This is a genomic window from Halalkalibacter oceani (assembly GCF_023715705.1).
GTDB lineage: Bacteria > Bacillota > Bacilli > Bacillales > Bacillaceae_D > Halalkalibacter > Halalkalibacter oceani_A.
This window is the reverse complement of record NZ_JAMBOS010000006.1, coordinates 112,183-135,680: the sequence shown is the minus strand read 5'-3', so window position 1 is coordinate 135,680 and position 23,498 is coordinate 112,183. Positions and strand designations below refer to the sequence as shown.

Genomic DNA, 23,498 nt, shown 5'->3' with positions numbered 1-23,498 from the left:
CATCTATGGAAAGTACGTTACATAAGCATTTAAAAAAACTGTCGTTGTATTGGCTAAAAGCAAAAATGACTGATTTATGCGCCAATGAAGTGAAATTATTCGTGCGTCGTAAGAAAATCCAGGCTGATGCGTTAGGAATCAACCTGAAACGGAAGGAAGCAAGAATCATTGAAGTGAAATCCTCACGCTCTGATTTTCTCCGCGATGAGGTGCTCCATTCCTCCTACGGGTATCATGAGGTTTCTGATTATGCTTATATTATGACACCGCAGGACCTGCTTACTGTCGAGGAGCTTCCGGCCCGCTATGGACTGCTTGAGGTTGATCAATATGACAACATTACCGTAAAAAAGAAGCCGACGAAAAATCCGAAACGGATCATGACGCTGGAGACACTGCTGAAGCGCACCGGCCGCGCCGCGACAAATGCAGTGCTGTTTCAGGAGCTGTCAAAGGAAACAAAGGACGTCACCGGAGGGAAATTTGCCAGCAATGCCGCCGCTTCCCTCATTCATGCGACTTGTCCGGCTTGTAAAAAGCGGCACAAGTACCTGGTCGGCACAAAGCAGGAAGAAGTGCTGTGCCAGACGGCTTCATGCAGGCAAGCGATTCCACTGGACAAAGCGCGGGTTCATATCATTACGAAATACAACGAAGACTTCTACGAGGAATTATCAGCATTAATAAAGGAGGATAAAGGATGAAACAAAATTTTCTGTTTGATGAGCAGATGATGATTCTCGTCTTTGCTCAATGGTGCATCAATCATGAGCTTGATCCGCGCGCCCTTTATCAGCAGGCTTTCCCGGGTCAAATCATTCCGCCGGCTCTCGAGCAGGCAATCTCCCTGACCGTCCCGAAGGAAGAAGCCGGTGAAATCGCTGATGACACCGTATTAGGAGTGCTTTCCCTTTATGACCAGCCGGAGCTTGCCGAATTAGTCAGGGCTGAAATCACAAAGCAGTCGTAATCTTCCGCCAGAGCGGGACAATTTCATGATATAGGGAAGCCCGTTGTGAGTGGTTCACAACGGGCTTGAAAAGGCAGAGGCCGGGACTAATGTGGCATCCCGGCCTCTTGCTTGCAGGCGCAATCAACTGTCGCGCGTTTTTATTCTTAATATGGTCTTCTGGCTTCCCAGTAAGGCTGCTGGTCATAGTGGCGGAACAATCTCATTTCATCTTCTCTCGTTAATGGTGTTTCTTCAAAATAATCCGGTGCTGCCTCAATCCGTTCCTTGTCAACATTGACCGTGATCGTCCTGTCACGCCAATTGATTTCCGAAATCCAGTCCGTTGATACGAGCACCAATTCCTTGGTGAGAAAGCCACCGACATCGACTTCAAGATACCGAATGTTCCATGTGTCACTTTCCAGTAAAAAGTCTGATACTCTGCCAACCTCGCCATTAATCGCATGTACTCTGTAATTTCGTACATCGTTGACACTTTGCAGGTGACTTTCCTCGCGTGTCTCAAGGTCGGCTGCTGCTCTTTCATGCGGCTCAACAGCTTCCTCGCCGAACAAGGATCGGCTAGGCTGGGTCAGCGGAGCAGCGCCCCAGCCGTAATATTGGCCGAGCTCTCTTTCATACTGCCTTGAAATCGGTTCCTTCTCGTCCGGCTTCGGGCTGTCCTTAATCTGCTCTTTCGTCGCATTGACTGAGATCGATTCATCGGCAATATGAACATCCGTAAACGCTTCGGGACTTAACAGTACCTTTCCTCCAAAAAACCAAGTCCGCGTATCCCCGATGAAGTACCGAACCACAAAGGATTCATCATCAAAATAAAAATCATCAATCGAGCCAATGTCGCCATCTGTTGCTCTCATTGTAAACCGCTTCAGATTCTTCGCTTTTAAGATCAACTTCATCGCCTCCTTTTTTGTAATTGTTTATGTTGTACCCGCCTGCTCAGCTCGTAAACCTCTTTTCACAATTGCCGGAAAAGATAGCTAAAAAGACATACTCGCTCCGTCTAAAAAATAATCTATAACAGGAAGCGCTCATTACAATGACAAACAATAGGAGAGAAGACGATGATCGATCCAGCAAACCGGGAGATGGAATTGCCTCAAATCAAGGTCATTGGCGAAGCAGAGCTGACTGTCGCTCCTGACCAGGCGATTGTGACGCTCGGCGTCACTACAGAGACGCTCGAATTACGTCAGGGTCAGAGCGAAAATTCAGCAACAATGACCGCTATTCTCGATGAATTAAGAAGATTGGGGATCGGGGATGAGAAGATTGCAACCGTGCTTTATCAAATTGACAGCAAGTACAATTATGAAGACGGGGTCAGCATATTTGCCGGTTATGACATCACCCACCTGTTTCAAATCACGATTGAGGAAATCAATATCGTCGGCACAATCGTAGACGCAGCAGTGGAAAAAGGCGCCAATACGGTGAGAGCCATTCAATTTACCTTGCAGCGTCCGGATGCATACCGGCAGCAAGTCCTGCAGCTCGCCGTGGAAAACGGGATCAGCAAAGCGCAGTCGATTGCGACAACACTTGGCGTTTTACTGCCCCCCTATCCAAGCAAGGTTGAAGAACAGGGGCATCCGCCCGACTTCCCTGCGCCGCGACTGCTGAGCGCCAGCGCCGCTACCCCAATTCAGCCAGGTCAGCTGACGATCCGCGCTCAAGTGCTTGTCGCTTATGAATGAAAGGACTGACAAAACGTTGAATTTCCCTGTTCACCACACGAGCCCTACATCGTAATAAAAGCCTTCCTTCAAAACAAGTCCCGGAAGAGCTGACGAACTAGCGCCATTCCTCCGGGACTTTCTTTCTTTTTATGTTCACAAATCAACCGTCAACCGGATCGGACAATGATCGCTACCGAACACGTCAGAATCAATTTCGGCTTCTACTAACGCCTCTCGGAGCCGCTCTGAAGCGAGAAAATAATCAATCCGCCAGCCGATATTGCGCTCCCTCACTTTATTCATATAGGACCACCACGTATAAGCGCCTTCTTTGTGGGGATAAAAATGACGATATGTATCGATAAATCCGGCGTCAAGCAAGCGCGACAGCTTCTCGCGTTCCTCGATCGTAAAGCCTGAGTTGTTACGGTTTGCCCGCGCGTTCTTCAAATCGATTTCCGTGTGAGCGACATTCAAATCGCCGGTTAGAATGACCGGCTTTGCCTGATCAAGTCCAGTCACATACGAAAACAGCGCGTCCTCCCATTCCAGGCGCTCACTTAATCGGGAAAGGTCTCTTTTCGCGTTCACTGTGTACACATTGATAAGATAAAAGCGGTCGAATTCCAGTGTGAGCACGCGGCCTTCATCTGCCGCGATTTCTCCTTCAAACCCATAATGAACCGCTAAAGGCTCCTTCTTCGTGAAAACAGCGGTTCCCGAGTAGCCTTTGCGTTGAGCGGAATGAAAAAACTGCTGATAGCCGGGCAACTCTAATTCAAGCTGACCTTCCTGCAGCTTCGTCTCTTGAATAAAAAAAATATCGGCATCCACCGCTTGAAAATAAGAAAGAAATCCTTTTTTTACACAGGCCCGCAAGCCATTGACATTCCAGGACACTAGTTTCATCCATTTACCTCTCTTTTCTAGCAGTCTACGTTGAAAATGATAGAGTGAAGGCTGGCGCCTGTCAAGGACGGGCCCTTTTCCTCTTCCTATTGTGAAAAGCAAAATAATCTCCAGCTCCCCTCACTGTACAGGTTGGGATGCTGGAGATTCGTATTGCCACCCATGTCTCAGGCATTCTTTTTTGCTTTCGTTGCCGTCTTTTTACGTGTCGCTGGCTTTTTCTTTTTCGTTTTGTCGATCGATGCCTGAAGGGCTGACATTAAATCGGTGACATTCGAGGCCGGTGCCTCCTGCTCCTTTGGATGAACCGTTTGCTTGCCCGTCCGTTTCTCTTCAATTAATACCATCAAGGCGGTACGGTAATCGTCTTCATATTTTGTCGGATCAAAGCTTGTTGTCAGCTGGTCAATTAAAAGCAGTGCCGTATCGACTTCTTTCTTAGACAATTCTTGGTCGCTTGGCGTATTCGGTACGTCCTCAACTTTACGTACTTCATCAGGAAAATGAATCGTTTCCATCAGCAATGTGTTTTTGTAGACTCGGACGACCGCGAGCTGTTCCTTGGAGCGGATAATAATTTTGGCGACACCGATCTTACCGGATTTTAACAACGCTTCACGGAGCAGCGCATATGCTTTTGTACCGCCATCTCCCGGAGCGATAAAATAACTGCGCTCAAAATAAATCGGGTCAATTTCCTCCAGTTGAACGAAATCAATAATTTCGACGGCCTTTGCTTCATTTTCTTTTTTCAGCTTTTCCAAATCCTCCTCATCAAGGATGACGAATTTGTTCTTTTCATACTCATACGCTTTGACGATATCTTCATTTTTCACTTCCTGCTGACAGCCCGGGCATATTTTCTGATATTGAATCGGCGTGTGGCATTCCTTATGGAGCTGCCTCAGCTTAATATCCTTATTTTCCGTTGCTGCATGCAGCTTAATTGGAATGTTGACAAGCCCGAAACTGATACTTCCCTTCCAAACTGTGTGCATCAAGACACCTTCTTTTTTCTTTATAATGTGCTTGCTTTTGCCGGCAATTATGTATGAAGTGAAATCGAAACTAACATCCTAATAAGGAAATTATTTTTCAAGGAGGAATGACGATGTACAAGCCAATGCAGCTAACACCGGCTTCCGAGCCGCCCGTTGGCAAAGGCTGGCTTTATGAGCCTAAATACGACGGCTTCCGCTGTCTGCTTTACTGGTCGGGCGACACCCCGCGTCTCGTCAGCCGCAACGGCAAAGAGCTGAACAGTCAATTCCCCGAGATCATCCAATTTTGTTCTGTCCGCCAGCAGGAGATCAAGCCGTTCCTTCCCCTGATCCTCGACGGTGAGCTTGTCCATTTGCTTAATGCCTTTAAAAGTTATTTTTCCGCTGTACAGCTTAGAGGACGGATGAAAAAGTCAGATCGCATTTCAGCACATGCCACGGCTTTTCCGTGTCACTATCTCGCCTTTGACCTGTTGCAGCTCAAAGGCAAAAGCCTGATCGATCTGCCGCTCGCCAGGCGCAAAAAGCAGCTGAAGCAGCTATTTGACAAGCTCGGCTGGGACCGGCAAATCAACCCTTACTCGGACCAAAAGCTGCAGCTGATCGAGGAAACCGCTGATCTGCCCCAGCTTTCAGCAGCAATCGAGCTTCATAACGGAGAAGGCATCATCGCCAAACAGACAACGAGCAGTTGGTCACCGGCAACGCGCTCACGCCAATGGCTGAAGAGCAAAAACTGGCGCCTTGTTCCCGTCATCATAACGAAGCATGACGAAATTAATGGCTATTTTCATGGCAGTGTCTTTAAAGAATCAGAACTGCTTGATATTGTCATTTTCAAGCATGGCTTAGCAGAGAAGGAATGGCAGACACTGCTTGCGCTCTTTAAAAAAAACGGGACAAAAAATGCTACAACCTACCATATGGCGCCGGCAATTTGCGCCTCGATTGCCTGTATCGACTTTGATGGCAAGCAGCTGAGAGAACCTCATTTTCATTCATTTTTGCTTGAGCAGGAGCCTGAGCAGTGCACGATAAAGGAAGCTGAAAAGGCGCTCCGACCGAAACCGGCCACCGTTACCGTTACCCATCCTGATAAGCCGGTCTGGCCTGCTTTGAACATCCATAAGGATGACTATTTAACGGAGCTGCTTCATCTCGGCGATTACCTCTTGCCGTACCTTCATAACCGTCATTTGACCGTAATCCGCTATCCTCACGGCGCCGATGATGAGCGTTTTTTTCAGAAAAACTGTCCAGACTATGCACCGAATTTCGTTCAGACTCATCAGCACCATGACATCAGCTACATCCTCTGCAATCATGTCGAAACATTGCTTTGGCTCGGCAATCAGCTCGCGTTGGAATTTCATATTCCATTTGAACCGTTTCATTCCGCATACCCGTCAGAAATTGTCTTTGATCTTGACCCCCCGTCAGTGACCGAATTTCCCCTGGCTGTCGAGGCGGCATTGCGCTTAAAAGCGATTTTTGATCAATTTCAACTGCAATCCTTTGTCAAAACGTCGGGTGGAAAGGGATTACAGGTTTATCTCCCGCTGCCAGAGGAAACCTATTCTTATGAGGACACCCGTCGGTTTACCGAATTCGTAAGTGCCTTTCTTTGCGAGCAGGAGCCGAATTGGTTTACGACAGAGCGCCTGAAAAAAAAGCGCGGCAACAAATTATATGTCGACTATTTACAGCATGATAAAGAGAAAACAATCATCGCACCTTTTTCACCAAGAGGAAATACCGATGGCCGAATTGCGACTCCCCTCTACTGGAACGAGGTTCATGATCAGCTTGATCCGGCTGCTTTTACAATCGCTACGATTCGGGCACGGCTGCTTGCCAACGGCAACCCGTTTCGATTCTTTCAGCAGGCAAAAGCCAACCAACCGCTTGACTTGATTCTTGAGCAGCTGACAAGTCTCACTCCTGTCAAATAACCAACTCCTGTATTGGTGCTGACCGGGTATACGAAAAAAAGCATAACAAAATGGAGGGATACGATGGGTCTGTTTACCAAAAGCAAAAAAACAGCTTTCGCTACGAGCGAGTACGATCGCCTTGAGCTGGTTATTATGTGTCAGCCTCAGTATATGACAATTCGCGATGTCATCAATGAAACGCAAAAGAAATTTAAAAATGAAGGCATTCATATTATGAAAGCACTGGAACAGCATGAGCACTTCGTAAATACATTGCGCGCTCATCATGTTGATGTCGTGCTGTTGCCGGCTAACGAGCAATTTCCGGAACAGGTCTTCACGCGGGATATCGGCTTTACGCTCGGACAGACGATTTTCGTAGCGGAGATGGCGCATGATATCCGCCAGGGCGAGGAAAATTTTTTAAAGGACTGGTTGAAGAAAGAAAAGATTTCCTACTATAACCTGATAGGTGACAAAATTGAAGGCGGCGATATCATCATCGACCGCGATACGATTTACATCGGTTTAAGCAACCGCACGAATCAAAAAGCAATTGACCATCTGCAACATTTATTATCTCAATTCAAGGTCGTCACCGTACCATTTCATGAAAAGTATTTGCACCTTGACTGTGTCTTTAACGTGCTTTCGCCTAAAGAAGCGCTCTTTTATCCAGATGCGTTTAACAAAAAAGAGCTGGATTTTCTTGAAACACGCTATGATCTGCTTGAGGTTACAAAGGAAGAGCAGTTTACCCTTGGGACGAATGTCCTTTCGATCGGTGATAAAAAGGTTCTTTCCTTACCCGTTAACCAACAAGTAAACAAGCAGCTGCAGGAGCGCGGATATGAAGTGATTGAAATTGATATTACCGAAATTATTAAATCAGGCGGCTCATTTCGCTGCTGCACGCTGCCCGTCATTCGGGAAGAACCGAAATAAGGCTTCGGACAAAAGGTATTTCCCTTTTATCGTAGCCATTAAGCAATGTTTGGAACTGAACGATCTAACAAAGCCCGTTGTGAGCCGGTTTCTCACAACGGGCAATTGCCAATCTCTCAAAGCTAGTAACATCTCACCCCGCACAACATGTGGAAAGCTTTGAACCGGTTCATCGGCTGCATGTTCCACCTTCTGTACTGGACACCGCTTACTTTATGAAACCTGCTTTTTACAGCTCGGCGAATTGTTTCACCAATCCGCCAAAGACAACTAGGGCGTCTTCGATCGTATCCGGCTTTGTTAAATCAACGCCGGTGTCTTTTAGTAATTCAAGCGGCGGCTTGGAACTGCCCCCTTTTAAAAATTGCAGATAGCTCGCCTGTGTTGCAGCATCGCCCCGCAGCAGACGCTCAGCGATCACATTGGCCGCCGCATAGCCGGTAGCATATTTGTACACATAGAACGGGCGGTAAAAATGGGGAATCCGCGTCCAACCGAATTTCACTTCTTCATCGCATTCAAGCGCGCTGCCATTATACGTTCGATAAAGCTCTTCATAAATGTCATTGAAAGCATCAGCGTGCAGCGGCTCTCCCTTTTCGGCCTTCTCATGCGTCAGCTTTTCAAACTCGGCAAACATCACCTGTGTGAAAAACGTCCCTTTAAAGCTGTCAATGAAATGGTTCAGCAAAAATTTTCTCCGGTTATCCTCTTTGCTTTCCGCCAGTAAATAACGAATCAGTAACATTTCATTGACGGTTGAAGCGACTTCCGCGACAAAAATCGAATAGCCCGCGCTGATTTGCGGCTGGTGCCGGCTTGAATACCAGGAATGCATCGCATGCCCCGATTCATGCGTTAGCGTAAATAGGCTGTCAAGATCATCGCGATGGTTCAGCAAAACAAACGGATGGACACCGTAAACTCCAATATTATAAGCTCCTGAACGCTTTCCCGGTGTTTCCCTGACATCAAAATAGCGCTTTGTTTTAAAGCTTCGCAGCGTCTGCTGGTAATCGGCGCCAAGCGGCGCGAGACTGTCGATCATGATCTCAAACGCCTCATCAAACGGGATTTCCTCTTTGACGCCGGAAACAAGCGGCACCGCGAGATCGTATGGTTTTAATTGCTCGACTTCAAGCAGCTCTTTCCGTAGCCGGATGTACTCATGCATCGGCTCAATGTTCGCTTTCGTCGTTTCAATTAACGTCTCATAGACGTCCTTCGGAACTTCGTCAGAAAATAACCCTTTTTCAAGCGCAGAGGGATAGTAACGCATCCGTGAAATCATCACATTGTTTTTAATCGCCGCTGATAACGTTGAGGCAATGGTGTTTTTCATCTGTTTATACGGTTTATAATAGGCTTGATACGCTTCCGCCCGCTTTTCTCTATCCTCATCTTCCATCCGCTTCGCATACATTCCGCGTGTTAGCGGGATTTTATCACCATTTTCGTCGGTTACCTCACCAAATACAATGTCGGCATTGTTGATCATGCCAAATGTATGGCTCGGCACCTGCAATGCTTCCCCGAGCTGTGAAAGGATTTCTTCTTTTTCTTCACTTAAAATATGCTTCTTGTAACGGTAGCTGTCATACAAATCCTCTTCAAAATAAGCCAATTCTTTCTTCTCGGCAATATATTGTTTCAGCGTTTCCGGCTTCAACTTAAGTAAAAACGGCATAAAGAACGACTTCGCCGCCGCTAAGGAAACAGCGAGCTTTTTGGCGCGGTCGAGCAGAGATTGGCTGGCGGTCACCCGCGTATCGATGTCAACCTGCAGCATTGCATACACGTATACCTTTCGAAAGTCATAGTCGATTTCTTCGGAAAGAACGAGAAACGCATGTAAGCTGTCAGCATCAGACAGGCGGCCGTTATACTGGGCGAGCTTCTCGATCTTACTCTCCAGCACCCCGCAGGCTTCCTCCCATTCCACTGTCGTCGGGAAAATATCGGAAAGATTCCATTTTTCATGTTCCGGCACGTCTTGCCTTGACGAATAGCTCTTCATCATTAGCCCCCTTATCAATTGCTTGCTTCTATGTATATTGTAGCTAAAGTATACTGATACATCGCCGGCGGTGCAATGATTATGTTCCTGCTTTTCCCATAGAAAAAAGCGACATCCGGAGCCGTGATGGCCATTTGAGCTCGCTATAAAGAAGCCGGCGCCCTCCCCCGAATTCCTATAGCTGACCATAAAAAAACCTGAGGAGCTTACATCCGCCTCAGGGAAAAGGGACGTGCTTATTCCTGAAATTCTTTAAACGGCTCTCTTCTTACTTCCTGATCCTCACCATGAGACTCATCGATTTCACCATCAATCGTTCCTTCCACATACGCATCCATCACCTGTTCATGTGTCATCGCCAAACCTCGGTCGACCGACTGTTCACTTTGTTCATCACCTGACTGATACTGATTGGTTGCGACTTGATTAGCTTGCTTTTGTTTTTCATTCATTTTCCATCCCTCCTTTTCCTTTAGTGTCTATCGTCACCTTGAAAGCATAAGCGGTAAAATTGTCCAGCCGCTTGGCGAAATTCATGTACATACTCCACTGTTTGCACAGGAAACAATAAATGAACTAAGGAGAGGATGAAGTCTAAATGGCACATTCAAAGCAAGACAGCGAAAAGCCGTTGCAATGGTGGCAGCTGTCATTATTGGGAGTCGCTTGTACGATCGGAACCGGATTTTTTCTCGGTTCAAGCATCGCGATAACGATGGCCGGACCTTCCGTGCTGCTCGTCTATATGATCGCGGCCTTAGGAACATATTTCGTATTCGAGGCTTTGGCGAAAATGACCATTTCCGACCCGCAAAAAGGCTCCTTTCGTTCGTATGCGAAAAAAGCGTACGGGCGCTGGGCCGGCTTCAGCAGCGGCTGGGTCTATTGGGCTTCGGAAATGCTGATTATTGGCAGCCAGATGACCGCTTTGTCGATTTTTTCGCAGCTTTGGTTTCCTGATCTTCCTTTATGGCTGCTAGCCAGCATCTATGCCGCTCTCGGCCTGCTCGTCATTCTCGCCGGCAGCAAAAGCTTTGATCGGACGGAAAATCTGCTGGCGGTGTTGAAGATCTCGGCGATTTTCATGTTTATCATTCTGGCGGCCTTAGCCTTGTTTGGCCTAATCGGAACAGACCCGGATGGCACCCATATCCCGCGGACAGGAAAAGAGTTCTTCCCACACGGGTTAAAAGGGTTGTTACCAGCCTTCATCTACGGATTCTATGGATTTGGCGGGATTGAAATTATGGGGCTACTTGCTGTACGATTAAAACAAATGAAGGAAGCGCCGAAATCAGGCAAGGTGATGCTGCTCACGCTTGGGCTGATTTATGTTCTCTCAATCGGACTGGCGCTGATCATGGTGTCACAAGCAGATTTTTCACATGAGGAGAGCCCATTTGTGACAGCTTTAACCGCTTATGCGATCCCTTATGTGAACCATGTGTTCAATGGTGTATTTATTATCGCCGGCTTCTCGACGATGGTTGCCTCGATGTTCGCGGTTATCCGGATTCTCGTGACATTGGCTGAGGATCGTGATGCACCGCGGTTATTCGCCAAAAAAATTCATCATAAATGGGAGCTGCCAGCCATCCTGCTCACAACGCTCGGCATTATCGTATCGATTGTGCTTTCAATCTTCATGCCGGACCAAATGTATGAATATGTCACGACCGCCGCCGGCCTGATGCTGCTTTATAATTGGATCTTTATCCTTGGCTCTTATGGTCGCCTGCTCGACTTAACGAAAAAAGAGCAAATGAAGCGGCTGATCGGCTTTCTCTTTATTCTATTAGGCGTGATCGGCACCGTTTTTCACGCCACAAGCCGGCCCGGCTTTTTTGTCAGTCTGATCTTTCTGCTTTTAATTGCCGTGGTCACGCTCATTATGAATCATTTTTGGAAGAAAAAAGGTGACGGCGACAAGCCGTCACTCACCCTTTTTACAAAAACAACACGCTAAACGCATGCATGCCGAAGTAAAGACCAAATCCGATTAAGGACAGCCCGGATAAGACTGAAATCGCAACGAGAAGCCTCGTGGTGAGAAAGCGCCGCAATGTGCTTGCCAGCCCGGCCATCGTCACGTCCCAGACGACTATCCCGGCAAAAATCGCCGCACTGTACAGCCACACTTGCCCAGGCCCCACCTCCGTCAGCGTTTTAGCAAGAATCGAGCCGAATATGCCGAGCCAAAACAAGATCGTCAGCGGATTGAACAGTGACATAAAAAAGCCGGAAAAAAAGGAAGCGGAATAAGACTGTTTAGCTGATCGTGAGGCTGACAGACCGACATTCTTCGCTCCCATCAAGCTTTCAATTCCTGTGTAGACGAGCACGAAAAAGCCGAAAAGCCATAAGAAAGTTTGAACAAACGGCAGTTCAATCAGGTGAACCACACCGAAAAAAACGAGCAGCATATAAATGCCGTCCGCGACTGTTGCCCCGAGTCCGACAAGCCAGGCGTGCAGAAAGCCGCTTTTAATCCCTCTGTCCAGCTGGGCGGCATTGACAGGTCCGATCGGAGCCGCCAAGGACAGCCCTAATAACACATAACCAAGAAGTATACTCATCTGTCCCTCCTCATCCTCAAACAATGGTACTAGCTGATGCTTGTACCATTGTATTCAGTGGAGGAGCCTGTTAATACCAAAGAAAGCACGCAAGCGATATTTTCTTGAACCCATAAACTCCAAAGAAAAAGATGTGCCACAAGAAATTGGCACATCCCCTTCATATCATGTAAAGCCGCTGCAAGAACGTCAGCTGTTATAAGTGAGTGACGCGCAGCGTGTTAAATGTCAGCTTTCGGCTTAGTATCCGCCAAAGCCTCCACCAAAGCCTCCGCCGCACCAACATGCTCCGACAATAATTAACAAAATAAAAAGCACGACGATTAAAGCAAATCCTCCGCCATATCCATATCCTGCTTCTGCACCCATTTCTATCACTCCTTCTTGAAAGTAGGATGAAGCATCATCCTCACGATTCATCGTATGCAGCCGCACGAAAAACGTTTGGGCGCATGTAAAAATAAGAAAATGGACCGTGACGCTTTGTTATGCAGCCCGCTTACATAAATAGCCGAAGGATCACAAGCAGTACTGCGGCGGAAGCAACTGACGTTATCAACTGCTTGATATAGAGTGCGGATGCCGCTTTCCAGCGCAGCTCCTTCGCTATTGTCCAAATCGTCACCAGGCAGGCCGACAGCGTTGAAGCGATGTAAACAAGAAGAAAAACAGTAGCGGGAGCAAGGCTCGAAAGTAACGCCCCTCCGCCTTCATTAAATAACAGGATGCCGTCCTTTCTGATCAACGAAAAGACGATTCCGGCAGCGGCCTCCGCAGGCGCCCCGATTAGCCTGACAAAGGGCTCGGCAACCCTCGTCAGGATCGTTAAAATTCCCACATACTCAAACAGCGAGGCGATCAGACAAATCAGGAAAAAGATTGGCATGGCCTGCGTCAGAAATTGGATGAAGACTCCCTTTACACGATAGGCTACGCGCTTGAACGACGGCCATTGCAAAAACGTTTTTCTTGCTTGAAAGTACTGAAGCCATTTCTTTTCTTTGATGGGGTACCACAGCCGGTTATGGATGGCACCAACAAAAGTTAGCATGAGCATATACGGCAGGAAAAGCCACGGCAATCCGGCGACGTGAAAAATAGACAGCGTTGCCCCGATTTGATAGCTGCATGCCGAGCCAAATGAAATAAGCGATACACATGGCGTTCTCGTTGTCGGGCTACAGCTTCTCGTTTGCTGAACGGCGACAACATTGCAGCCAAACCCGGAAATAAACGGAACGAGGTCCTGGCCGTTCAATCCAATTTTACTCATCAGCGGCTCAAGCGTGTCAACAATGCGATCCTTTAATCCAGAGTCATCAGCAAGCGCGCTGGCAAACGAAATAAACAGCACAACAGGAAAGGCCCAGACGAATGAATAAGTCCCTAATGTAAAAAGCCCATAACTTCCTGTTAGGATGGCTTGAAGCAATTCTGGCAACGTCGAGGTCCACGCTTCCATCGGTTCGGTGACATCGTAAAGCAATGGTTCGATCTCGCTCGAAAGTCGATATGCACCCATTACCGGAAGGACAAATAAGAGCATCATCATCATCAGCGCAAGCGGGATTCCAAAAACGGGGTGTTCAAACCATAGCGGTTCAGGCTCAACTGCTTCGTGCCGGATCTGAGCCATTTCCTCCCACATCGTTGGCGTGAGCCGCTTTGTTTTTTTTACCTGATTCATGATGGTCGTACGGTTCCGCTGATCGTCCCCTCTTGCATCAATCATGGTCAGTGGCCAGTTGTAGTCAACCACGCGAGCTTGTAGCGCTTTTAAAAGGTCGGGGTCCATTTTATCAGCAAATGTGACGAGGACAGTCGCTTCGACGCCGTTTTTTGGGACGAGTGAAGCTAATTGCCTGATTTCTTCGGTAAAATGAGTGCCTCTGACGACGAACAGCAAATGGCTCGCGCGCTCCAGTTCGATTCTCACTGCACGGAATGCTTCACTGTCTTTGCCGCGCAATCCCGGAGTATCAACAAATACGGCCGACTCACTTTGCTGTTCCTTCACAAAGATCGTCGACCCCTTAGCATTTAACTCCCTTCCAGCACGCCGATTCGTTAAGCAGCCAAACACACTCGTCTTTCCAACAGACTCCAGACCGACTAAAGCAACGCGCTCCTTAGTCGCTGTTGATTCATTAGCATTCACAATTAACCTCGCAGCACGCTAAATCCTCAAGCAGCATTTGGTTATCTTCATATTCTGCAATTACTTCTTCCTTTAAGTCATAGCCCCATCTTCTGAACAGCTGCTTGACGATAGCCGCATATCTTGCGCGAAATTTGTAGATGAAGCAAAATACGGCGGAACGATGCTGGACACTCGGCCCCGTTAAAAAGAGCCCTTCTGTTATCGTTGATTCATCAGCCTCTTCGGTTAAGAGCGGCTTTCCATTTTCCTGCCATTCGAACAGCGAAGCAATTTGTCGCGCTCCAGAAGCAAATCCCGTTGCTAAAATCGGCTTTCCCGTTGTCTGAATCACTTCTCCATTATCAAGCTCAATGTCGTAGCCGCCATGATGGTGCTCGATTTTTGTTACTTTTCTGTTCTCCTTAAAGGATACACGTCCAGATTGCATCGCAACCTCCATTCTTTCATAGGTATACGGAGAAAGGGTCAAGCTCGGATCAACGACCTTATCCTTCATTGACTTTTCAGTTACAACCGTTACTTGATTGCCATAGCGGGCAAGATGAAAAGCAGCATCGGCTCCACTTTCCCCGCCGCCGATAACAACATAGTGATCTTTTGCCAGCGCTTCATAGGCATCAACCTGCCCAACATGCAGCCCGTGATGAGCTCCTTCTATTCCCGTGACCTGTGGAAACTGAAATTCTCCGGTTGCCCAGAATAGCGCTTCACACGTCCATCTTTCCGATTCTGTTTCGACAGTAAACAAATGCTCTTTCTTAGACACCGCTGTCACCCTCGTATGTTCTTTCACTGTTAATTCAAAGTGTTCAGTAAGCAATTCAAGATAGTCGGCATAGTCGTCGCCATTTAAATGCTCTTTCCGGAAAGTAAAGGCGGGTGATGTATGAGGAGTGACCGCGTTCAGATCAAGTGCCCCAAAGCCTTGTCCTGTAAACGAGGGTGTAATGAATCTCATTTCCCGTGGCCATCTTCTAAAGGAAGAACCGATTTCATCCCCTTCTAAAATGAGATAAGATGTAAATCCTAATTTTTTCAAAAGAATGCCGAGACCAATTCCGGCAGGTCCGGCCCCGACAATGATGATTTTTTTGTGTTGAACCATTTTGTAAAACCTCCATAAAAGGAATGAGCAGTGCTGACCGAACAGCCTTGCTCATTCCTCATTTTTTCTTGCTATCAATCAGCCTTTAATACCGTTCGCAATGTTTCAATGTTTTCTTCCATCAGCGAGAAATAATCCGCTCCTGATTCAACATTTTCCGCGGTTAACGCTTCAAGCGGGTGAAGATAAAGGGCTTCTGCTTCTAAATAATCCTGAACGGTTTGTGCCACCGCCGGTGAAATATTGGGCTCAAACAAGACATATTCAAGTCCCAGCTCTTCTGCCTGCTCAATCGTTTCAATCAGCTGCTGCTGTGTAGGTTCATTCGTTGGGGAAAGACCGGCAATCCCAATTTGCTTGATGCCGTAACGCGCTTCCCAATAGCCGTATCCAGCGTGTGAAACGATAAACGTATCAATTTGCGCATGATCAGCAACCTCTTGAAATTGTTGGTCCAGTTCTTCAAACTGTCCACGCAGGTCTTCAAAGTTCGCTTCAAAGTACGCTTCCTGCTCAGGCATTAATTCAACGAGCAGCTGTTTAATGTGTTCAGCCATTTCGATCGAAAGTACCGGGTCAAGCCAGACATGCGGGTCATAATCGCCATGAACATGCCCATGGTCATCATGTCCGTGACCGTGATCATGATCGTGGTCACCATGGTGATCATCAATTTCGATTGCAAGAGGCTCACTTTGCGCAACAACCTCGTGATCTTCACCGAAAAGCTTTACTTGAATCAGCTGACCAGCTTCCGCTACTCCTTCGTACGTGTTCGTTCCATTGTCAGGTACCACTTCCCACGCCTCGTCATTCTCTGGATCTTCCCCTGGCGCCAGTGTGTACCAATGCCAATGATCGTGACCACTTTCATCTATTTCATGTGCAGTTAAATGGACTTGATCGCCTGTATGATAATGGTCTTTCACCCCCTCAATGCGCAGAGTTCCATTCTCGATTTCACCATGATCATGGTCGTGACCATGACTATGATCGTGATGGTGATGATCTTCGATTAACTCTACACCGGAGCTTGCTTCGAGAACCGCTATTCCTTCATTTGCGACAGCCTCGACGATCCGATCGGCAAAAGCCTCAATCCCCGCGCCATTATAAATAAAGGCATCCGCTTCCGCCACAGCCACCATTTCATTAGGCGTTGGCTCGTATGTATGGGCATCGGCACCGACTGGTACAATATTTGTCACCTCAACGAAATCCCCGCCAATTTTTTTCGTCCAATCCTCCAACGGAAAGATCGAGGTCATAATCGTTAATTTTTCCGCGGTTTCCTGATTTTCCTCCGTTTCATCGACGGTCTCTGTCTCTGTGTTCGAGCACGCATTTAATAAAAGCAATGCGGTCGCTGCTACCATTAAAAACTTTTTCAACCTAAAAAACTCCTCTCTCCATTTCGTAAACATTACGATTTGAATCTCAAAAAAATATTGCTTGCTCTAACTCGATCGATTCTGCCAAGTATTTCTTCCCCCACCCCTTAAAACGTAATTATTACGAATTATACCAGCTACTCTTCTTATTGACAACTATAAACTCTGGAAATGTCTGTTAAAGGCATACAAGACTGACTTCCTGCCTGCTTTATCGATCGCGATAGATCGCACTCCCCATTGCTCCTTTTTGCCCAAGGTACTTTCCATTGTACGGGTCTGCCTGTCCATTCACTTCAGCGATGACAATTTGACAGATTCGCCGGCCAACGGTCAACTCTATCGGCAGAGGACTTGCATTGAAAAGCTCCAAGGTGATTTGACCGAAAAACCCTGGATCAACCCAACCGGCATTTTGAATAAATAAGCCCAGACGACCAATCGAACTTCTCCCTTCCACGAAAGCTGTCAAATAAGGTGGAAGCTTTATCGTTTCGATTGTCGTTGCCAAGATAAAGGAATGGGCGGGAAGAACGATCCTTCCCTTATTAGCTGCAATCTCACGATAGGAAATTGGTTTATCCAACGTAATATGGCTTTCCTTGTGCTCGTCAATTGTTAGAAAGTGGTCGCCTAGTCTTAAATCAATCGAAGCAGGCTGAATTTGCTTATCATTGAATGGCATGATCGTTATTTCATTTTGTTTTATTTTTTGATAAATTGATTTTCCCGTTACAATCACGTTCTGTCCCTACCTTCAACTCGGCTTTTGTAACTTCCAATGAAACGGATCTTCAAAGGTTTGCCAGTCCTGCATCATTTCCGTATCTGTCAACAGACAATCATCTAATTCTTTTATTAATCTATCCTTATCCAGTTCAGTGCCGATCAACACCAGTTTCGTATGACGATCACCATATTGTTCGTTCCATTCTTGTAGAAGATCAGGATTTTCTTTTAAAATTTGCTTTTGTTCATGAAGTGGCAAACCGGCAACCCAATAAGAGACGGGCTCGACTGAGACAGCTGGTCCGGCTTGCGACATAAGTAACGCCAAATTATTTCTGCTCGCGCACCAGACAATTCCTTTCGCTCTGACAACATGATCCGGCATGGAATGAATCCACTTGTAAAAACGCATCGTATGAAAAGGCTCACGCCGGTAATAGACGAAAGAAGAAATACCGTACTCTTCTGTTTCCGGCGTATGCTCGGCATGTCCCGCCGTCAACTCACGTATCCAACCCGCCGAACTGCTTGCTTCCTCAAAATTAAATAGCTTCGTATTCAAAATTTCCCGCGGCTCAACTTCGGCATTAACTGTGCGAATGATTTTCGCCTTTGCCTGTAACGTTTTCAATACGCCTTCTAATTTTTCCAGCTCCTCTTCCGATACAAGGTCGCATTTATTCAAAATAAGCACATCGCAGAATTCGATCTGATCGATCAGTAAATCGGCGATTTCTCTTGTATCATCCTCTCCCAATGCCTCTTTACGATCAATTAAGCTGTCCCCTGATCGAAAATCATGCCAAAATCGATTGGCATCGACAACGGTGACCATCGTGTCAAGCCGGCAAAATTTTGTTAAATCAATCTTTAGCTCTTCATCAATATACGAGAATGTTTGCGCGACAGGAATCGGTTCACTGATCCCCGTCGATTCAATTACGATGTAATCGATATTACCTGTTTTTGCCAACTTCTCGACCTCGACCAGCAAATCTTCTCTTAGTGTACAGCAAATGCAGCCATTCGACATTTCTACTAATTTTTCTTCCGTTCGCGTCAATTCTCCACCCTGCTTCACTAATTCAGCATCAATGTTCACTTCACTCATATCGTTGACGATGACCGCTACCTTCAAGCTTTGACGGTTTTTCAACAGATGATTTAACAATGTTGTCTTGCCCGAGCCAAGATAGCCGCTTAATACTGTTACTGGAATCACCGTTTTCATCTCTTCCTCCTAATCAAATCGTAATGATTACTATTTTCATATTAAAGAGTGACTGGGAAATTGTCAATCCATGAATATGAAACATGCAAAAACGCTCTTATCGTCCGATAAGAGCGTCAGGTTAAAGTCTCTTGTGTTTCGCTACATTCAGCTGGTGAATAACGAATTGACTTCCTATTCAGTTATTTTTAACGCGATTTTTCCAAATTGCTCGGCGTCTTCCATTCTTTTTAATGCTGCAATTCCTTGCGATAATGGAAACACCTGATCGATCACCGGCTTTATTTGATATCGTTTAATAAAATGAAGCATTTCTTTGAACTCATCACGGCTTCCCATCGTCGTCCCGAGCATCGTATATTGCCCGTAAAAAAAGCTGCGAATGTCCAGCTTGACCTCATCACCGGCTGAGGCACCAAATGTTACGAGCGTCCCGCCTTTGCGCAATTGAGCGAGCGATTTATTGAAAGTAGCAGCCCCGACTGTTTCAATCACGATATCCGCCTTCTCTCCATTCAGCTCAGCATCCCAGTCACAATCACTGGCAATCGCCATATCGGCCCCGAGCTCAAGCGCTTTTTCGCGTTTCGCCTGCGAGCGCGAGGTGACGATTACACGCGCTCCTATCGCTTTGGCAAATAACAATAGAAAGGTAACAGCGCCACTGCCGACCCCAGGGAGCAGTATCGTATCCTTTGGCTTCGCATGCGCTCTCGTGATCAACGCCCTGTATGCAGTAAGCGCGGCAAGAGATAGCACGCCTGCTTCCTCCCACGATAAATGCTCTGGCTTTTTTTCCACGTTTAGCGCAGGAAGAACAATTGATTCCGCAAACGTCCCGTGATCAGGTAAACCGATGATTTCAAATCCATCCGGCGGTGCGGCGCTTTTTGTAATCCAGCCGAGACTCGGGTTAATAATCACTTCATCGCCGACCGCAAAATCCGTCACACCCGCACCGACTTCCTCAATGATACCGGCTCCATCTGAACCGATGATCAGTCCCGGCGCCTCTTCCGGGTGACGTTCCAGGACAAAAAGATCACGATGGTTGAGACCTGCATAAAGCAGTTTCACCTTTACTTCCCCCGCCGCCGGCTTCGCCTCCTCTATTTCCTGATAGGCAAGCCCGGCCAATCCTTTTTTTCCTTGATGAATCAATGCTTTCATCCGTCCCCACGCCCTTCTATGTAATAGAATGTTGAATCCATTGATAAATGAAAATAGAGATCGTCAATAACGTTCCACTTACTAAATACCCACCAATGACATCACTCGGATAATGGACTCCTAAATAAATCCGACTGAACCCCATAAGCAAAATCATACAGCTGGCAGCCCCGAGAAGTAAGCGGCGCGATTTCCTCTTTTTAAGATGGCGCCAAAATAAAAACGTTACCGCTCCATACAGCGTAAAAGCTGCCATCGCATGTGCGCTTGGATAGCTGAACCCCGTCTCTTCGATCATTGTAATGATCGTCGGCCGCTCCCGTTCAAAATACGACTTCAAAAGCACATTTAAGGAGACCGAGCAGAGAGAGACAACAGTGAAAAAAATGATGTCACGTTTTTTCTTCGTACATTGATAGAGTACGATTAGTAATACGATTGAAATCACGACAACCGGGGTCGTTGAGCCGATATAGCTGAGCGCGATCAGCATCGCTGTCAAAAATGGATGCTCAAGTGTCGAGACATGGTGGATCAACGCTTCATCCAGGACCAGTGTACGACCCGTCACCACACTGCGGGTCAGCAAGAGAAAAAGCATAAGCAAAACGCCACCGCAACTTAAAAGTAACAACAATGATTTATGCTGCAATACTGTCACACCTACTTGTGGAAAGATCATGATTGTTGGATAAGTTTACCTCTTATTTTAGCGTTTTCTATTCTTCAATTCAATCAGTTTGTTGCTTTCAGTCAACGCGCCCCCGTCCCTCCTGCTGAACGGGACCTGTTTTTTCGTCCTTTCTTCTCGTATACTGAAGCTACGAATGCTTTTGTAAATGGAGTTGATCGGATGAATATTGATGGAATTGTGCTCGCCGGCGGACAATCGTCCCGCTATGGCAAGCCGAAAATGTTTGAACAATACGGCGGAAAAGCATTTTATCAGCATAGCGTCACCGCTTTATCAGGAGGAGGCTGCCGCTCCGTCTGTATCGTGACGAATGGTGATCTTGCTCCTTCTTTTTCTTCCACCAATGCTTCCGTTCTAATCGAAGAAGCGCCCCATCAAGGACCGCTTGCAGCCCTTGCCTTTGCGATGGACCAGATGGCCGATACGGATTGGTTTTTTGTGCTTGCTTCTGATATTCCTTTCGTCCGCGCTTCTTTGGTCGCAGGACTGATCAAAGAAATTGATTCAGCGACGCAAATCATCATCCCTGAAAACGGACAGCGCCTGCAACCACTGGTCGCCCTTTATCACCGGGACTGTCTCGCCACCATCAAACAGCTGCTCAAAAAGGGCATCCGAAGCTTTAAGCCGCTATTAGAGGACGCTAAACTAAAACGGGTAGCCTTCGCGGACAACCAGACTGATTTTATTAATATTAACTATCCGGATGATCTCAGCGAAGCAAAACGGACCTTGCCGATGCAAAATGACCGAAAAAAAGCGAGTAAAAATTCAGCTTACAGGGAATAGAATCAAAAATATTCACTTGAAAGGAAGCTTTGGATGGTTAAGAAAAAAGCGTTGCTCGTCTATAATGCGCAGGCAGGGCAAGCGAAAGTCAACGACATCTTAAAGGAAATCACGAGTGTACTTGCTGCGGAGTATCAGGAGCTGACGATGGTGCAAACAGTTGAGAAAGGGGATGGCGAGCGGATTTGCAGAGAACGCGGGAGTGAGTATGATCTTCTGTTCATCGTTGGCGGAGACGGAACGGTACACGAGTGCGTTAACGGCTTAATGGACGTTACAGAGCCGCCGACAGTCGGCATTCTTCCCGCCGGCACCTGCAATGATTTCTCCCGCTCACTCGGTATTCCGCAATCAATTACGGAAGCAGCGGAGGTGATCAAAGCCGGTCAAACGCGGACCTGTGATATCGGCCGCTGTAACAACCATTACTTTACGAACTTTGCCGGACTCGGTTTAATTACGACTGTCTCGGAAGAAACGAATTCAACGTTAAAACATTCAGTCGGAAAACTGAGCTATTTTATTAGCGCGCTTCAGTCATTGAAAAAAGCCGATCCTTTCTCTTTCACCTTACAAACAGCAGAAAATGACCAACGAAGTGGGGAAGCTGTAATGATTTTGGCGATGAACGGATTTTCGTTAGGAACCGCTAATTTTCATCTTCCCGAGTCAAAGCTCGATGACAGCTTGTTGGAGCTGTATATCATTCAGGAAGACGGACTGAAATTGCTGAAAAATATGTATTACAAGACTTTTGCTGAAGATTGGCCAAAGGAGGCAGAAGGAATTGAGCTGATCCGTACCTCATCTTTCTCACTTACAACTGCGGAAAAAATGGATATCGATATGGACGGGGAAATTTATCAGACATCCCCCGCTTCCATCGTGCTTCTGCCGCGGAAGCTGACATTTTTCACGAATGAAGCCGCACATGAAAAATGAACGAAATTAGAGAATGATGAATAATTTTGGGTACTTGGAAAATCCTAATACTTGTTTCATGAATCTAACTTGAATGGAGTGACCAGGATGCCAAATCTAGATCAGCTCATGTCAAAAAATGTTGTTTCCATTACTGGAGATCAGACGATCCAGGAAGCAGCGGTCTTAATGAAACAGTACAACATCGGTTCTATCCCTGTCGTGGAAAATGGTCAGCTGCAAGGAGTGATCACCGACCGCGATATTACGTTGCGCTCGACAGCGGAGGGAAGTGCAACGAATGTACCGGTACGCGAATGTATGTCGACCAACTTAACTGTTGCCTCTCCATCAATGGATGCCCATGAAGCGTCGGCATTAATGGCTCAGCATCAAATTCGTCGCCTGCCTGTCGTCGATAACGGTCAATTAGTCGGCATGGTCGCGCTTGGAGACCTGGCAACAGAAGCGATTTATCAAAATGAAGCCGGCGAGGCGCTTTCGAATATTTCCGAGCATACGTCACCTCAGCAGTAAAACCCGTCCAATCAGAGATGTGTCGCTGAGGACGCCTACCCAATCGCTTCAAAAAAGCCCCGCGCTTATCAGCTCGTTTGTCTGATAAGCGCGGGGCGATTCTTTTATAGGCGAGCTTCTCGCCGCAGTGAAACAATCTTTTACATGGTGCTTCAGGTGTTTTCACACCGCGTTTGAGTCTCGTTTTTCTCTACGGTCTGATCACTACCTTTGTTCCGATTGGCACAGTCTGGGAAAGTTCAATCACATCCTCGTTGTACATCCGAATGCAGCCTTTTGACACGGCTTTACCGATTGAAGAAGGATCGTTTGTGCCGTGAATGCCGTAATGTTTTTTTGATAATGACATCCACATCGCGCCAAAAGGACCGCCTGGATTCGGGGCCTTATTAATAATGACATACTCTCCGGTCGGGGTTTCATTTAGCATTCTGCCAACAGCAATCGGGTACGTTTTAACCAGTGAACCGTGGTGGTACAATGTCAGTGTTCTGTTTAACAAGGAGACTGAAATAGAATAAGGCAGTTGATTCGGATCGGGCAGTCCTGGAATAACGAGCTCCTGACCGGCGTATATCATATCCGGATCAGCAAGCTGGTTCGACTGTACGAGGGTATGGAAGGAAATACGGTAATCCTCCGCAATCGAAAAAAGCGTCTCCCCCGGTTTGACAATATGCTTGAGCATGTATAGTCATCCCACCTTCCTCGCCTTTTGAATAACCATATGCAC

At 46.9% G+C, this 23,498-nt stretch carries 24 protein-coding genes; 9 read left to right on the top strand and 15 right to left on the bottom strand.

All coding sequences use genetic code 11. The features are described from left to right. The first annotated feature begins 5 nt into the window (after nucleotides 1-5). Nucleotides 6-704, top strand: coding sequence for an MmcB family DNA repair protein (locus M3212_RS08465; RefSeq protein WP_251193529.1), 699 nt, complete (start codon nucleotides 6-8; stop codon nucleotides 702-704). Then, nucleotides 701-970 (top strand): hypothetical protein, encoded by a 270-nt coding sequence (locus tag M3212_RS08460; RefSeq protein ID WP_251193528.1) that lies wholly within the window; start codon nucleotides 701-703, stop codon nucleotides 968-970. Before M3212_RS08465 ends, M3212_RS08460 begins: the two co-directional genes overlap by 4 nt. Before the next feature lie 146 nt (nucleotides 971-1,116). Here M3212_RS08460 and M3212_RS08455 read toward each other — a convergent pair whose 3' ends face one another. Continuing rightward, nucleotides 1,117-1,869 (bottom strand): PRC-barrel domain-containing protein, encoded by a 753-nt coding sequence (locus M3212_RS08455; protein ID WP_251193527.1) that lies wholly within the window; start codon nucleotides 1,867-1,869, stop codon nucleotides 1,117-1,119. Nucleotides 1,870-2,040: 171 nt separating this feature from the next. Here M3212_RS08455 and M3212_RS08450 point away from each other — a divergent pair, with 171 nt between their 5' ends. Continuing rightward, on the top strand, nucleotides 2,041-2,673 hold the full coding sequence (locus M3212_RS08450; protein ID WP_251193526.1) for an SIMPL domain-containing protein: 633 nt from the start codon (nucleotides 2,041-2,043) through the stop codon (nucleotides 2,671-2,673). A gap of 135 nt (nucleotides 2,674-2,808) precedes the next feature. On the opposite strand, the gene M3212_RS08445 is transcribed toward M3212_RS08450, so the two are convergent. Further along, nucleotides 2,809-3,564 carry an exodeoxyribonuclease III gene (locus M3212_RS08445; protein ID WP_251193525.1) on the bottom strand — a complete coding sequence of 252 codons (756 nt, stop codon included), beginning with the start codon at nucleotides 3,562-3,564 and terminating at the stop codon, nucleotides 2,809-2,811. A gap of 167 nt (nucleotides 3,565-3,731) precedes the next feature. After that, complete coding sequence (locus tag M3212_RS08440; RefSeq protein ID WP_251193524.1) at nucleotides 3,732-4,562, bottom strand: Ku protein; 831 nt, start codon at nucleotides 4,560-4,562, stop codon at nucleotides 3,732-3,734. Nucleotides 4,563-4,675: 113 nt separating this feature from the next. Between M3212_RS08440 and M3212_RS08435 the strand changes: the two genes are divergently transcribed. Further along, entirely contained in the window at nucleotides 4,676-6,517 is a 1,842-nt protein-coding gene (locus tag M3212_RS08435) for a DNA ligase D (RefSeq protein ID WP_251193523.1), read from the top strand. A 63-nt stretch (nucleotides 6,518-6,580) separates the two neighbouring features. Next, nucleotides 6,581-7,444 (top strand): dimethylarginine dimethylaminohydrolase family protein, encoded by an 864-nt coding sequence (locus M3212_RS08430; RefSeq protein ID WP_251193522.1) that lies wholly within the window; start codon nucleotides 6,581-6,583, stop codon nucleotides 7,442-7,444. 229 nt (nucleotides 7,445-7,673) lie between these two features. On the opposite strand, the gene pepF is transcribed toward M3212_RS08430, so the two are convergent. Together pepF and M3212_RS08420 are read right to left on the bottom strand one after the other, a co-directional pair. Continuing rightward, complete coding sequence (pepF, locus tag M3212_RS08425) at nucleotides 7,674-9,461, bottom strand: oligoendopeptidase F (RefSeq protein ID WP_251193521.1); 1,788 nt, start codon at nucleotides 9,459-9,461, stop codon at nucleotides 7,674-7,676. A 236-nt stretch (nucleotides 9,462-9,697) separates the two neighbouring features. Next, the gene (locus tag M3212_RS08420; RefSeq protein WP_251193520.1) at nucleotides 9,698-9,913 is read right to left on the bottom strand and encodes a YozQ family protein; all 216 of its coding nucleotides are present in this window, start codon (nucleotides 9,911-9,913) and stop codon (nucleotides 9,698-9,700) included. A 146-nt stretch (nucleotides 9,914-10,059) separates the two neighbouring features. Here M3212_RS08420 and M3212_RS08415 point away from each other — a divergent pair, with 146 nt between their 5' ends. Beyond that, a complete protein-coding gene (locus tag M3212_RS08415; RefSeq protein WP_251193519.1) occupies nucleotides 10,060-11,427 on the top strand; it encodes an amino acid permease in 1,368 nt (455 codons plus the stop codon). Here M3212_RS08415 and M3212_RS08410 read toward each other — a convergent pair. The 9 genes from M3212_RS08410 to M3212_RS08370 all read right to left on the bottom strand — a co-directional run bounded on the left by M3212_RS08410 (nucleotide 11,408) and on the right by M3212_RS08370 (nucleotide 20,476). Beyond that, nucleotides 11,408-12,037 carry a LysE family transporter gene (locus M3212_RS08410; RefSeq protein WP_251193518.1) on the bottom strand — a complete coding sequence of 210 codons (630 nt, stop codon included), beginning with the start codon at nucleotides 12,035-12,037 and terminating at the stop codon, nucleotides 11,408-11,410. The genes M3212_RS08415 and M3212_RS08410 overlap by 20 nt on opposite strands. A 240-nt stretch (nucleotides 12,038-12,277) precedes the next feature. Beyond that, nucleotides 12,278-12,406, bottom strand: a complete 129-nt coding sequence (locus M3212_RS08405) for a YjcZ family sporulation protein (protein ID WP_251193517.1) — start codon at nucleotides 12,404-12,406, stop codon at nucleotides 12,278-12,280. 130 nt (nucleotides 12,407-12,536) lie between these two features. Then, a complete protein-coding gene (locus M3212_RS22265) occupies nucleotides 12,537-14,195 on the bottom strand; it encodes a nucleoside recognition domain-containing protein (protein WP_251193516.1) in 1,659 nt (552 codons plus the stop codon). After that, on the bottom strand, nucleotides 14,185-15,303 hold the full coding sequence (locus M3212_RS08395) for an NAD(P)/FAD-dependent oxidoreductase (RefSeq protein WP_251193515.1): 1,119 nt from the start codon (nucleotides 15,301-15,303) through the stop codon (nucleotides 14,185-14,187). The genes M3212_RS22265 and M3212_RS08395 overlap by 11 nt, the downstream gene beginning before the upstream one ends. A 74-nt stretch (nucleotides 15,304-15,377) precedes the next feature. Further along, the gene (locus tag M3212_RS08390) at nucleotides 15,378-16,694 is read right to left on the bottom strand and encodes a metal ABC transporter solute-binding protein, Zn/Mn family (protein WP_251193514.1); all 1,317 of its coding nucleotides are present in this window, start codon (nucleotides 16,692-16,694) and stop codon (nucleotides 15,378-15,380) included. 211 nt (nucleotides 16,695-16,905) lie between these two features. Beyond that, complete coding sequence (dcd, locus tag M3212_RS08385) at nucleotides 16,906-17,436, bottom strand: dCTP deaminase (RefSeq protein WP_251193513.1); 531 nt, start codon at nucleotides 17,434-17,436, stop codon at nucleotides 16,906-16,908. A gap of 15 nt (nucleotides 17,437-17,451) precedes the next feature. Continuing rightward, nucleotides 17,452-18,654: a GTP-binding protein gene (locus tag M3212_RS08380; RefSeq protein ID WP_251193512.1), complete on the bottom strand. Its 1,203-nt coding sequence runs from the start codon at nucleotides 18,652-18,654 to the stop codon at nucleotides 17,452-17,454. 174 nt (nucleotides 18,655-18,828) lie between these two features. Continuing rightward, a complete protein-coding gene (locus tag M3212_RS08375) occupies nucleotides 18,829-19,824 on the bottom strand; it encodes a zinc-binding dehydrogenase (protein ID WP_251193511.1) in 996 nt (331 codons plus the stop codon). Nucleotides 19,825-19,840: 16 nt separating this feature from the next. Next, complete coding sequence (locus M3212_RS08370) at nucleotides 19,841-20,476, bottom strand: phosphatase PAP2 family protein (protein ID WP_251193510.1); 636 nt, start codon at nucleotides 20,474-20,476, stop codon at nucleotides 19,841-19,843. Nucleotides 20,477-20,677: 201 nt separating this feature from the next. Between M3212_RS08370 and mobA the strand changes: the two genes are divergently transcribed. The 3 genes from mobA (at nucleotide 20,678) to M3212_RS08355 (ending at nucleotide 22,765) form a co-directional block, all read left to right on the top strand. Further along, nucleotides 20,678-21,307, top strand: coding sequence for a molybdenum cofactor guanylyltransferase (gene mobA, locus M3212_RS08365; RefSeq protein WP_251193509.1), 630 nt, complete (start codon nucleotides 20,678-20,680; stop codon nucleotides 21,305-21,307). A gap of 33 nt (nucleotides 21,308-21,340) precedes the next feature. Then, nucleotides 21,341-22,249, top strand: coding sequence for a diacylglycerol/lipid kinase family protein (locus M3212_RS08360; protein ID WP_251193508.1), 909 nt, complete (start codon nucleotides 21,341-21,343; stop codon nucleotides 22,247-22,249). An 87-nt stretch (nucleotides 22,250-22,336) separates the two neighbouring features. Continuing rightward, on the top strand, nucleotides 22,337-22,765 hold the full coding sequence (locus M3212_RS08355; RefSeq protein ID WP_251193507.1) for a CBS domain-containing protein: 429 nt from the start codon (nucleotides 22,337-22,339) through the stop codon (nucleotides 22,763-22,765). 190 nt (nucleotides 22,766-22,955) lie between these two features. On the opposite strand, the gene M3212_RS08350 is transcribed toward M3212_RS08355, so the two are convergent. Next, nucleotides 22,956-23,453: a L,D-transpeptidase family protein gene (locus tag M3212_RS08350; RefSeq protein ID WP_251193506.1), complete on the bottom strand. Its 498-nt coding sequence runs from the start codon at nucleotides 23,451-23,453 to the stop codon at nucleotides 22,956-22,958. Between the last annotated feature and the right edge of the window lie 45 nt (nucleotides 23,454-23,498).

Coding starts and splice junctions, on each gene's coding strand:
- M3212_RS08405 (WP_251193517.1), bottom strand. CDS start 12,406: ATGGGTGCAGAAGCAGGATATGGATATGGCGGAGGATTTGCTTTAATC.
- M3212_RS08415 (WP_251193519.1), top strand. CDS start 10,060: ATGGCACATTCAAAGCAAGACAGCGAAAAGCCGTTGCAATGGTGGCAG.
- M3212_RS08395 (WP_251193515.1), bottom strand. CDS start 15,303: ATGGTTCAACACAAAAAAATCATCATTGTCGGGGCCGGACCTGCCGGA.
- M3212_RS08410 (WP_251193518.1), bottom strand. CDS start 12,037: ATGAGTATACTTCTTGGTTATGTGTTATTAGGGCTGTCCTTGGCGGCT.
- M3212_RS08460 (WP_251193528.1), top strand. CDS start 701: ATGAAACAAAATTTTCTGTTTGATGAGCAGATGATGATTCTCGTCTTT.
- M3212_RS08465 (WP_251193529.1), top strand. CDS start 6: ATGGAAAGTACGTTACATAAGCATTTAAAAAAACTGTCGTTGTATTGG.
- M3212_RS08355 (WP_251193507.1), top strand. CDS start 22,337: ATGCCAAATCTAGATCAGCTCATGTCAAAAAATGTTGTTTCCATTACT.
- M3212_RS08360 (WP_251193508.1), top strand. CDS start 21,341: ATGGTTAAGAAAAAAGCGTTGCTCGTCTATAATGCGCAGGCAGGGCAA.
- M3212_RS08445 (WP_251193525.1), bottom strand. CDS start 3,564: ATGAAACTAGTGTCCTGGAATGTCAATGGCTTGCGGGCCTGTGTAAAA.
- M3212_RS08450 (WP_251193526.1), top strand. CDS start 2,041: ATGATCGATCCAGCAAACCGGGAGATGGAATTGCCTCAAATCAAGGTC.
- M3212_RS08440 (WP_251193524.1), bottom strand. CDS start 4,562: ATGCACACAGTTTGGAAGGGAAGTATCAGTTTCGGGCTTGTCAACATT.
- M3212_RS08350 (WP_251193506.1), bottom strand. CDS start 23,453: ATGCTCAAGCATATTGTCAAACCGGGGGAGACGCTTTTTTCGATTGCG.
- M3212_RS08380 (WP_251193512.1), bottom strand. CDS start 18,654: ATGAAAACGGTGATTCCAGTAACAGTATTAAGCGGCTATCTTGGCTCG.
- mobA (WP_251193509.1), top strand. CDS start 20,678: ATGAATATTGATGGAATTGTGCTCGCCGGCGGACAATCGTCCCGCTAT.
- M3212_RS08420 (WP_251193520.1), bottom strand. CDS start 9,913: ATGAATGAAAAACAAAAGCAAGCTAATCAAGTCGCAACCAATCAGTAT.
- M3212_RS08375 (WP_251193511.1), bottom strand. CDS start 19,824: ATGAAAGCATTGATTCATCAAGGAAAAAAAGGATTGGCCGGGCTTGCC.
- pepF (WP_251193521.1), bottom strand. CDS start 9,461: ATGAAGAGCTATTCGTCAAGGCAAGACGTGCCGGAACATGAAAAATGG.
- M3212_RS08430 (WP_251193522.1), top strand. CDS start 6,581: ATGGGTCTGTTTACCAAAAGCAAAAAAACAGCTTTCGCTACGAGCGAG.
- M3212_RS08435 (WP_251193523.1), top strand. CDS start 4,676: ATGTACAAGCCAATGCAGCTAACACCGGCTTCCGAGCCGCCCGTTGGC.